Annotated in this window: 8 protein-coding genes; 5 read left to right on the forward strand and 3 right to left on the reverse strand. The window is 52.2% G+C overall.

Annotation, left to right across the window (positions count from 1 at the left end; genetic code table 11):
- The first annotated feature begins 56 nt into the window (after window positions 1-56).
- The 4 genes from ADINL_RS01715 (at window position 57) to fghA (ending at window position 4,133) form a co-directional block, all read left to right on the forward strand.
- Window positions 57-941: a LysR family transcriptional regulator gene (locus ADINL_RS01715; protein WP_036543129.1), complete on the forward strand. Its 885-nt coding sequence runs from the start codon at window positions 57-59 to the stop codon at window positions 939-941.
- The gene (locus ADINL_RS01720; RefSeq protein ID WP_036543132.1) at window positions 931-1,965 is read left to right on the forward strand and encodes a CobW family GTP-binding protein; all 1,035 of its coding nucleotides are present in this window, start codon (window positions 931-933) and stop codon (window positions 1,963-1,965) included. The genes ADINL_RS01715 and ADINL_RS01720 overlap by 11 nt, the downstream gene beginning before the upstream one ends.
- A gap of 124 nt (window positions 1,966-2,089) precedes the next feature.
- A complete protein-coding gene (locus ADINL_RS01725; RefSeq protein WP_204368181.1) occupies window positions 2,090-3,199 on the forward strand; it encodes an S-(hydroxymethyl)glutathione dehydrogenase/class III alcohol dehydrogenase in 1,110 nt (369 codons plus the stop codon).
- Between the two features lie 55 nt (window positions 3,200-3,254).
- On the forward strand, window positions 3,255-4,133 hold the full coding sequence (gene fghA / locus ADINL_RS01730; RefSeq protein ID WP_051632471.1) for an S-formylglutathione hydrolase: 879 nt from the start codon (window positions 3,255-3,257) through the stop codon (window positions 4,131-4,133).
- Here fghA and ADINL_RS01735 read toward each other — a convergent pair.
- Complete coding sequence (locus ADINL_RS01735; protein ID WP_036543137.1) at window positions 4,125-5,270, reverse strand: GNAT family N-acetyltransferase; 1,146 nt, start codon at window positions 5,268-5,270, stop codon at window positions 4,125-4,127. The two genes, fghA and ADINL_RS01735, sit on opposite strands and share 9 nt — an antisense overlap.
- Window positions 5,271-5,376: 106 nt before the next feature.
- Between ADINL_RS01735 and ADINL_RS01740 the strand changes: the two genes are divergently transcribed.
- Window positions 5,377-5,823 (forward strand): HIT domain-containing protein, encoded by a 447-nt coding sequence (locus tag ADINL_RS01740; protein WP_036543141.1) that lies wholly within the window; start codon window positions 5,377-5,379, stop codon window positions 5,821-5,823.
- 5 nt (window positions 5,824-5,828) lie between these two features.
- Here ADINL_RS01740 and ADINL_RS01745 read toward each other — a convergent pair whose 3' ends face one another.
- Together ADINL_RS01745 and ADINL_RS16525 are read right to left on the reverse strand one after the other, a co-directional pair.
- Window positions 5,829-7,070, reverse strand: coding sequence for a phospholipase effector Tle1 domain-containing protein (locus ADINL_RS01745; RefSeq protein ID WP_036543144.1), 1,242 nt, complete (start codon window positions 7,068-7,070; stop codon window positions 5,829-5,831).
- Window positions 7,067-7,297 (reverse strand): hypothetical protein (locus tag ADINL_RS16525; RefSeq protein ID WP_204368176.1); only part of this gene is annotated, 231 nt, incomplete at its 5' end. The genes ADINL_RS01745 and ADINL_RS16525, both read right to left, overlap by 4 nt.

Consider the following 7,297-nt stretch of genomic DNA (forward strand, 5'->3'; position numbering starts at 1 on the left):
ATTGCCATATAGCAATAATAATCCGGATTCAATCAGCACACATACCTGGATGGACAATGAATCACTGGGATCGCATAGAAGCCTTTACTGAAGTGGTCAGGCTGGGAACGTTTTCATCAGCCGCACGGCATCTGAATGTATCTGCATCACATATCAGCCGGTTGGTGGTGAAACTGGAGCAGCAGTTGGGGACGCAGCTACTCTATCGTACCACCCGTAAAATCCGTCTGACCGATGCCGGGCGGCTCTATTATGAGCACTGTCGGCACCTGTTTGAGGGCTTTCGTGAAGCGGAAGCAGCGATCAATGATCTGCAAAGCAGCCCTAGAGGGGTGTTGAAAATCACAGCCGGTTACACCTTTGGTGAGCGTTATATTGTCCCGTTACTGAATGATTTTATGCAGCAGCATCCACAGCTGGAAGTACGTCTGCATTTGACTAACCGTCGAGTTGACCTGATCGAGGAAGGTTACGATCTGGCGATACGGATTGGACCGATGGAAGACTCCTCGCTGATAGCGCGTCGCTTGTGGACACGGGAAGAGCTGGTGGTGGCCTCGCCAGCCTATCTGGCACAATATGGTGAGCCTGCCAATCTGCAGGATCTGGTCAGACATCAGTGCCTGATCGGTTCACGCGATCGCTGGCTGTTTTCCGATCAGGGAATGCGTCGTGAAGTTCGGGTGCAGGGGCGACTGCATGCCAACTCCGGCATGGCGCTGCTGGATGCCGCCCTGAAAGGGTTGGGGCTGGTGCAGCTGCCTGCCTATTATATCGGCGAATACCTGGAAACCGGTGCTCTTGTTCCAGTACTGGAACCCTATGCCTTTCGTGATTCAGCGATTTGGGTGGTCTATCCACAGCATCGCCATCTGTCGTCCAAAGTACGCATGTTTATTGATTTTTTGGTAGAGGAAATAGAACGCAACCATGGCTTATAAACTTCCCACTCATTTGATTACCGGCTTTCTGGGCAGCGGTAAAACGACAGCGATTCAGGCGCTGCTGGCACAGAAACCTGAGCATGAGCGCTGGGCGCTGATCGTGAATGAATTTGGTGAAGTGGGTGTGGACCCTATGGCCATCGAAACGCGGGATGATCTGCAGTTGACCCCTTTATCGGGTGGTTGTGTCTGTTGTCGTCTGGGACCGCAACTGCATACCAGCCTGAAGCAGTTGCTGGAAACCGAGTCGTTTGACCGTTTGCTGATCGAGCCTACAGGCATGGGACATCCCAGTGGCATGCTGGATACCCTGAGAAAGCCCTGGTTTCGGGATCGACTGGATCTGCGTGCAGTCATTTGTCTGCTGGACCCGCGTCAGTTGCGCCAGGAGGCATTGTTACAGAATGCCTCGTTTATCGACCAGATCCATATGGCCGATGTTGTGGTGGCCAATAAAGCGGATCTGGCCAGCGATGAAGATCTGCAGCATTTCTATCAGTCTCTGGGAGAGGTCTATCCACCCAAACAGCAACTGCTGGTGACCCAGCGCGGTCGTTTTGATATTAATCTGCTGGATGTGGTACGTGATGGACAGTTTCAGGCACTGCGTCCGCAAGCCCATCATCATGATCATGCCCCTCATCATGCTCATGATGAGGTTGCTGAACCCGTCCGGATGTTGCCTGAGCCCTGCCGCCCGGTACGTTATCAGAATGCCGGACAGGGGCTGGTGAGTTGTGGCTGGATTTTTCATCCTGAGGATATTTTCAGTTTTGATGACCTGGAGTCTTTGTTGCAGAGCTTGCAAGGTGTGGTGCGTCTCAAGGGTGTCTTTCGCCTTGGAGCGGCCTGGGTGTTTATCAATCGTGTCGGCACTGAGATGGATTACGATGCCATCAACTACCGACGTGATTCACGACTGGAGATTCTGGCGTCTGCAGCACTGGATTGGGATGAAATTGAAGCGGCACTGATTCGTTTGGTCGAAAAAGGCGTGGATTCTCCTTACCGTGATCTATAGTGAAAGGATTATTTCACAGCTGCAACAGTGAATTTCAACAGAGACGACAATCTGCTCGCCTGAAAAATTTATAATCGCGGCAGATTAACAACGATAGAACATCTGTGGAGGCAACATGGAAATGATCAAAACACGTGCAGCGGTCGCCTGGGGACCGGGGCAGCCCCTGAGTATCGAAGAAGTTGACCTGATGCCACCGCAAAAGGGTGAAGTGCTGGTTCGTATTGTTGCCACCGGCGTATGCCATACCGATGCATTTACCCTGTCGGGTGATGATCCAGAAGGTATTTTTCCGGCCATTCTCGGTCATGAAGGTGCCGGTATCGTTGAAGCTGTGGGTGAGGGGGTTACCAGTGTAGCTGTCGGGGATCATGTCATCCCTCTGTATACCGCCGAATGTGGAAAGTGCAAATTCTGTCTGTCAGGTAAAACCAATCTGTGTCAGGCGGTACGTGCTACTCAGGGCAAAGGTCTGATGCCGGATGGCACGACCCGTTTTTATAAAGACGGTAAGCCCATTTATCACTACATGGGTACCTCAACTTTTGCGGAGCATACGGTTGTGGCTGAGGTCTCGCTGGCCAAAATCGATAAAGCTGCGCCACTGGAAAAAGTGTGCTTGCTGGGGTGTGGTGTCACCACCGGCATGGGGGCTGTGAGTAATACCGCCAAGGTCAAAGAGGGCGATACTGTTGCCGTATTCGGACTGGGTGGCATCGGGCTGGCGGTCATCATCGGTGCCGTAATGGCAAAAGCGGGCCGTATCATTGCGATCGATCTGAATGAAGACAAGTTTGAAATTGCCAAAAAGCTGGGCGCTACCGATTTCGTCAATCCTGCCAACTATGACAAACCGATTCAGGACGTTATTGTAGAAATGACTGATGGCGGCGTGGATTTCTCTTTTGAGTGTATCGGTAATGTCAATGTGATGCGTGCCGCACTGGAGTGCTGTCATAAAGGTTGGGGTGAGTCGGTCATCATCGGTGTTGCCGGTGCCGGTCAGGAGATTTCAACCCGTCCCTTCCAGTTGGTGACCGGGCGTGTATGGCGCGGCAGTGCCTTCGGTGGTGTTAAGGGCCGATCTGAACTGCCTGGCTATGTAGAGCGCTTCATGCAGGGAGAATATGAACTGGATACCTTTATTACCCACACTATGCCGCTGGAACAGATCAACGAAGCCTTTGATCTGATGCATGCGGGTCAGTCGATTCGCAGTGTGATTCACTATTAATCACTGCAGCAGGTGGCAGCCCAGGCTGTCACCTCAGAATCAACATGGAGTCATCATGAGTAGACATTCCTTTTCTGATACGCCAGAGGCGCTGACGTTGCTCAGCCGTGTCCGCTGCTTCGGTGGTTGGCAGAATCAATATCAACATCAATCCACAGCGTTGAACTGCACCATGCAGTTCAGTGTGTATCTGCCTCCCCAGGCAGAGCATCATCCGGTACCGGCAGTCTATTGGCTGTCGGGCTTGACCTGTACAGATCAAAACTTTACCACTAAGGCCGGTGCACAACGTGTGGCGGCAGAGTTGGGGATCGCATTGATCATGCCGGATACCAGTCCCCGGGGCGAAAACGTCGCGGATGACCCGGAAGCCGCTTATGATTTTGGTCTGGGTGCCGGTTTTTATATCAATGCAACTGAAGCGCCCTGGCAGGCACACTATCAGATGTATGATTACATCCTCACGGAGCTGCCAGACCTGATTGAGGCAGAACTGCCGGTAGACAGTCAGCGTCGCGCGATCAGTGGTCATTCCATGGGCGGACATGGTGCACTGATGCTGTCATTACGGCATCCGCAGCGTTTCACCTCGGTCAGTGCCTTCTCACCGATCGTCAATCCCAGTGATTGCCCTTGGGGGCACAAGGCATTCAGTGGTTACCTCGGGCAGGATGTGGCTGTCTGGAAAAACTTCGACAGCGTCGAGTTGATTCGTTCAGGTGCAACCCCGCCGCCACTGTTGGTGGATCAGGGAACAGCAGACTCTTTCCTTGAGGAGCAGTTGAAAACGGATCGCCTGATAGAGGTCTGCCAGCAGCGCGATCTGCCTGTCGAGATACGTTATCAGGCAGGTTACGATCACAGCTATTATTTCATTGCCAGCTTTATTGAATCGCACCTGCGCTTTCACGCCCGGCATCTTGGATTACGCTGAGTCATCGTGACGACGAAATGGCAGGCTCTTGCGCAACTGCTGCTGAATTTGCTGCAGTTGCGCCGCCTCCTCGGTGACGAAATCCCTCACTGCGTGGCTGAATTCAGGATGCTCAATATGATGAACCGACCAGGTCGGCACGGGTTCGAACCCTCGGGCAATCTTGTGTTCGCCTTGTGCGCCCGGATCAAAACGTTCCAGTCCTGCCGCAATGGCATAGTCGATACCCTGGTAGTAACAGGTTTCAAAATGCAGGCTGTCAAACGCGTCCACAGATCCCCAATAGCGCCCGTACAGGGTTGTCTGATCCCGAAAAAACAATGCGCCGGCGAGTGTTTGACCGTCGCGCCGGGCAAAGCAAAACAGCATCTGCTCAGCCAGTGAGTGGCGTAACTGCTCAAAAAATGCGCGGGTCAGATACCCGCGACGACCGCGCTTCAAGTGTGTCATTTGATAAAAGCGCCAGAAATGTTCCATCTCCTTATCGCTGACTTCCAGACCGCTGATCCAGTGATGTGCTATGCCCTGATCCTGTATTTTTTGGCGCTCTTTACGCAGATTTTTGCGTTTGCGTGAGCTGAAATGGCCCAGGTAATCGTCAAAGCTGGTATAGCCCCGGTTGAACCAGTGGTACTGCAAACCCATTCGCGTGGCGCAGTGCTGCGCTGAGAAGTGCAAACGCAGCGACTCCGGGACAAACAAGCCGTGCCAGCTGCTGGCTTCCACTTGCTGGCTCAACTGCCGAATCCCTGCATAGAAGAACTGACAGGCCTGGTTGTCTGGCAGTCGACATCCAAAACGGGGGCCTTGAGCGGGTGTGTAGGGGATCGCCGTGACCAGTTTGGGATAGTAGTTCAAGCCATGGCGCTCCCAGGCATCAGCCCAGCTCCAGTCAAACACATATTCACCGTAAGAGTGATTCTTGAGATACAGCGGCATGACCCCGATCAGCTGCTGATCCTCATCCAGTAACTGCAGATGCATGGGTTGCCAGCCGGTCGCTGCACAGACTGAACCTGACTCTTCCAGTGCCAGCAGAAACGCATGCTGAATAAACGGATAATCCGTGTGACACAGCGAGTCCCAAATATTGGCCGGTATCTTGGCTATACTGTCGCAAAAGCGTATCTGATACATGATGTTCTGTCTGGTTTAGTGTAAAAGGACATACTAAGCACTTTATACGCTTTAATCCGGTATTTCATATCATAAGGCCGGTATTTCATATCATAAGGAGAGTCCAATGGACGAACTGGAACTTGAATTTGAACTCCATCCAAGATTACAGGCGGATACCTGGGAGCTGGGCGATTTTCCCCTGTGTCGTTTGCTGCTGATGAATGATGCCAACTATCCCTGGTTTATCCTGGTACCTCGTCGAGCAGGCGTGACAGAGATCTATCATTTGTCTGCCAGCGAGCGGACACAGCTGATGGAAGAGTCTGCTGCCTTGAGTGAAACCCTGGCCGATCTGTTTATGGCGCGCAAGATGAATGTCGCTGCGCTGGGGAATATGGTTTCACAGCTGCATCTGCATCATGTGGTGCGTTATGAAGATGATGTCGCCTGGCCTGGTCCTGTCTGGGGAGTGGCAGATGCACGTCCCTACACTCAGGAACAGGCCACGGAGATACGCCGAAAACTGGAGGTGTTGCTGGAGGGTGAGCTGGATTTCCGATTCGCACACTGATTACTTTAAACACTGTACACTCTGCGCCTGGCGTCCCATTCAGGCTCATGAGCAATCCTGTCGGTTAAATTGCTTCTGGCTGACCAGTGAGCATAGCGGGAGCGGATATCCTTTTCTAGCTCGGCGATTGTTTCACTATCTTCAGCGATGAGTGCTTCGAGGTAAGCTTGCAGCTCCTCACTCATCTCCTGCCCATTAATCGTATCGGGCAGCTCGTCCGGGAAAGGGAGATTCCTGGATTTGGCTTCAAAGTGCATCAGCCGCAAGGCTACAAACTGCAGCCCATGTTGTGCTTCTACACTCAAGGTGACTCTTTGTGGATTATGGTTTAGTGCTGCGTCAACCGCATTACGAATCGTTTCCTGAGAAATCTCATTACCATCCTGTCCGATATGCCAGTTATTTCTGAAATACTCAAGCAGCTGCCAGCCTTGTGATGCCATAAAGGTTAACTCGCCTCGCTCGACTCCCGGGTTGTAACCGCCACCAATATCAGAGTGTGCACCTGCGATTGCGATACGCTTGCCAGCAACTGTTTGGCTTAAAGGAAAATTTCGGCGTATCTCATCTTTGGCGGTAATATGTACGACTTGCTCGGCAACGTTGCCAGCAGTACGGATATCAATACTTTTATCCCGGTTAAATCCGCGTGTATCGCTAACACCGCGGGTGGAAACAACCGTGTCAAATACACCGAGAAACTTGGTGTTGGTTCTGGCACCGCTATAACTTATCTGTCCAGATTTGACCCGGTTGGCAAACGTACGTGCCGCAGCCGCACCACGCGAAAAGCCGAAAACATCAAACCAGAGGTCGCAAGGAACTGCATCTTGGTTTTGTTCGTGTATCATATGGGGTATATCCTCGGATGCCTTATTCACCCTGGCGACAACCCCTTCAGAGCCTCTACCTGTGGCGCCACCCAGATTGGTGTAGGTTCGGCCATTTTCGGTAATTCCAGGACCGCGGTAGTACTCTTTCATATAGCGGACCTGGCGTGGCTGACCGTTGATGGTTTCAGTGATGGGGTCTACAGGTGTATCGTAGAACGCTTCCAGTAGTTCTACATTTGTATGCCAGCTATATCCCGGTTGAGCCGAAAAATCCCGCGAGTTCCAGGTACCGTCGAAAAACACGCCGAAACGTACCATATCGCAGCCAGCAATAATGGTATCGGTTGCACCGGTGCCTGCTTCAGCGGCGGCGGCATTCGCCGCGGCAAGGGCTTGGGCTTCTCTTGAGGTCATAGTGATGCTCCTTGTAATAATGAACAACGAGGGGTAGGAATACCTTCGCGCTCAGTAAATATACGTCTATCATCATGTGCGTTTATAAGATGGTGCTGTTGTTCGGTCTCAGCCCGATGAATCATAAACTGCACCTCTGGGTCATCAACGGGAACCGGTTGGGCGCAGATTTTATACAGGATGGGATCTGTACTAGCGTGATACTGGGGTAAAAAACGATTATGCTC

Origin of the sequence: Nitrincola lacisaponensis (assembly GCF_000691225.1) — a bacterium.
In the GTDB taxonomy this organism is placed as follows: domain Bacteria; phylum Pseudomonadota; class Gammaproteobacteria; order Pseudomonadales; family Balneatricaceae; genus Nitrincola; species Nitrincola lacisaponensis.